Origin of the sequence: Macrococcus carouselicus, from assembly GCF_004359515.1 — a bacterium.
Classification (GTDB): domain Bacteria; phylum Bacillota; class Bacilli; order Staphylococcales; family Staphylococcaceae; genus Macrococcus; species Macrococcus carouselicus.
On record NZ_SCWD01000012.1, the window covers coordinates 1 to 3,055 of the forward strand.

Here is a 3,055-nt window from a genome sequence, read left to right on the forward strand (position 1 = left end):
TTTTGATTAAGTCTTCGATCGATTAGTATTCGTCAGCTCCACACATTACTGTGCTTCCACCTCGAACCTATTGACCTCATCATCTCTGAGGGATCTTATAACCGAAGTTGGGAAATCTCATCTTGAGGGGGGCTTCATGCTTAGATGCTTTCAGCACTTATCCCGTCCATACATAGCTACCCAGCTATGCCGCTGGCGCGACAACTGGTACACCAGAGGTATGTCCATCCCGGTCCTCTCGTACTAAGGACAGCTCCTCTCAAATTTCCTACGCCCACGACGGATAGGGACCGAACTGTCTCACGACGTTCTGAACCCAGCTCGCGTACCGCTTTAATGGGCGAACAGCCCAACCCTTGGGACCGACTACAGCCCCAGGATGCGATGAGCCGACATCGAGGTGCCAAACCTCCCCGTCGATGTGAACTCTTGGGGGAGATAAGCCTGTTATCCCCGGGGTAGCTTTTATCCGTTGAGCGATGGCCCTTCCATGCGGAACCACCGGATCACTAAGTCCGTCTTTCGACCCTGCTCGACTTGTAGGTCTCGCAGTCAAGCTCCCTTGTGCCTTTACACTCTGCGAATGATTTCCAACCATTCTGAGGGAACCTTTGAGCGCCTCCGTTACTCTTTAGGAGGCGACCGCCCCAGTCAAACTGCCCGCCTGACACTGTCTCCCGCCGTGATAAACGGCGCGGGTTAGAAAGTCAACACAGCCAGGGTAGTATCCCACCAGCGCCTCCACGTAAGCTGACGCTCACGCTTCAAAGGCTCCTACCTATCCTGTACAAGCTGTGCCGAATTTCAATATCAGGCTGCAGTAAAGCTCCACGGGGTCTTTCCGTCCTGTCGCGGGTAACCTGCATCTTCACAGGTACTATGATTTCACCGAGTCTCTCGTTGAGACAGTGCCCAAATCGTTACGCCTTTCGTGCGGGTCGGAACTTACCCGACAAGGAATTTCGCTACCTTAGGACCGTTATAGTTACGGCCGCCGTTTACTGGGGCTTCAATTCGTAGCTTCGCAAGATGCTAACCACTCCTTTTAACCTTCCAGCACCGGGCAGGCGTCAGCCCCTATACGTCACCTTACGGTTTTGCAGAGACCTGTGTTTTTGATAAACAGTCGCTTGGGCCTATTCACTGCGGCTCTTCAGGGCTTGCACCCTAAAAAGCACCCCTTCTCCCGAAGTTACGGGGTCATTTTGCCGAGTTCCTTAACGAGAGTTCGCTCGCTCACCTTAGAATTCTCATCTTGACTACCTGTGTCGGTTTGCGGTACGGGCACCTAATTTCTAACTAGAGGCTTTTCTTGGCAGTGTGAAATCAACGACTTCGCTACTCAATTTCGCTCCCCATCACATCCTGACCTTACGAGTACCGGATTTGCCTGATACTCAGTCTCAATGCTTGGACGTACATAACCAACAGTACGATCGCCTATCCTTCTGCGTCCCCCCATCGTTCAAACAATCTTAGGTGGTACAGGAATATCTACCTGTTATCCATCGCCTACGCCTGTCGGCCTCGGCTTAGGTCCCGACTAACCCAGAGCGGACGAGCCTTCCTCTGGAAACCTTAGTCAATCGGTGGACGGGATTCTCACCCGTCTTTCGCTACTCACTCCGGCATTCTCACTTCCAAGCGCTCCACATGTCCTTACGGTCATGCTTCGACGCCCTTGGAACGCTCTCCTACCATTGTCCTACGGACAATCCACAGCTTCGGTAATATGTTTAGCCCCGGTACATTTTCGGCGCAGCGTCACTCGACTAGTGAGCTATTACGCACTCTTTAAATGATGGCTGCTTCTAAGCCAACATCCTAGTTGTCTGGGCAACGCCACATCCTTTTCCACTTAACATATATTTTGGGACCTTAGCTGGTGGTCTGGGCTGTTTCCCTCTCGACTACGGACCTTATCACCCGCAGTCTGACTCCCGCATTAAATTATCTGGCATTCGGAGTTTGTCTGAATTCGGTAACCCGAGGGGGGCCCCTAGTCCAAACAGTGCTCTACCTCCAGTAATCATCATGCGAGGCTAGCCCTAAAGCTATTTCGGAGAGAACCAGCTATCTCCAGGTTCGATTGGAATTTCTCCGCTACCCACACCTCATCCGCTCACTTTTCAACGTAAGTCGGTTCGGTCCTCCATTCAGTGTTACCTGAACTTCAACCTGGACATGGGTAGATCACCTGGTTTCGGGTCTACGTCCTGATACTCATTCGCCCTGTTCAGACTCGCTTTCGCTGCGGCTCCGCATCCACTGCTTAACCTTGCATCAAAACGTAACTCGCCGGATCATTCTACAAAAGGCACGCCATCACCCATTAACGGGCTCTGACTACTTGTAAGCACACGGTTTCAGGTTCTATTTCACTCCCCTTCCGGGGTGCTTTTCACCTTTCCCTCACGGTACTGGTTCACTATCGGTCACTAGAGAGTATTTAGCCTTGGGAGATGGTCCTCCCGGATTCCGACGGAATTCCACGTGTTCCGCCGTACTCAGGATCCACTCAGGAGAGAATGACTTTTCGACTACAGGACCTTTACCTTCTATGGTTGACTTTTCCAAAGTCATTCGTCTAAATCATTCCTTTGTAACTCCGTGCTGAGTGTCCTACAACCCCAGGATGCAAGCATCCTGGTTTGGGCTCTTCCCGTTTCGCTCGCCGCTACTAAGGGAATCGAGTTTTCTTTCTCTTCCTCCGGGTACTTAGATGTTTCAGTTCTCCGGGTGTGCCTTCTCGCATACTATGTATTCATATGCGGATAACATGACATAACTCATGCTGGGTTTCCCCATTCGGAGATCTCTGGATCAATGCTTACTTACAGCTCCCCAGAGCATATCGTCGTTAGTAACGTCCTTCTTCGGCTTCTAGTGCCAAGGCATCCACCGTGCGCCCTTAATAACTTAATCTGTTATTAATAATGTGATGTCTGTATCAATACAGACGCGCGATTTTTTTGAGAATTCAATCAATGAACTCACTCGGTTTTGCTTGGTAAAATCTTTTTCTTCTTACTTTATCTAGTTTTCAAAGTACAAT

1 rRNA gene is annotated in these 3,055 nt (G+C 50.5%); it reads right to left on the bottom strand.

The features are described from left to right. Positions 1-2: 2 nt before the first annotated feature. Positions 3-2,925, bottom strand: a 23S ribosomal RNA gene (locus ERX40_RS11020). Positions 2,926-3,055: the final 130 nt, after the last annotated feature.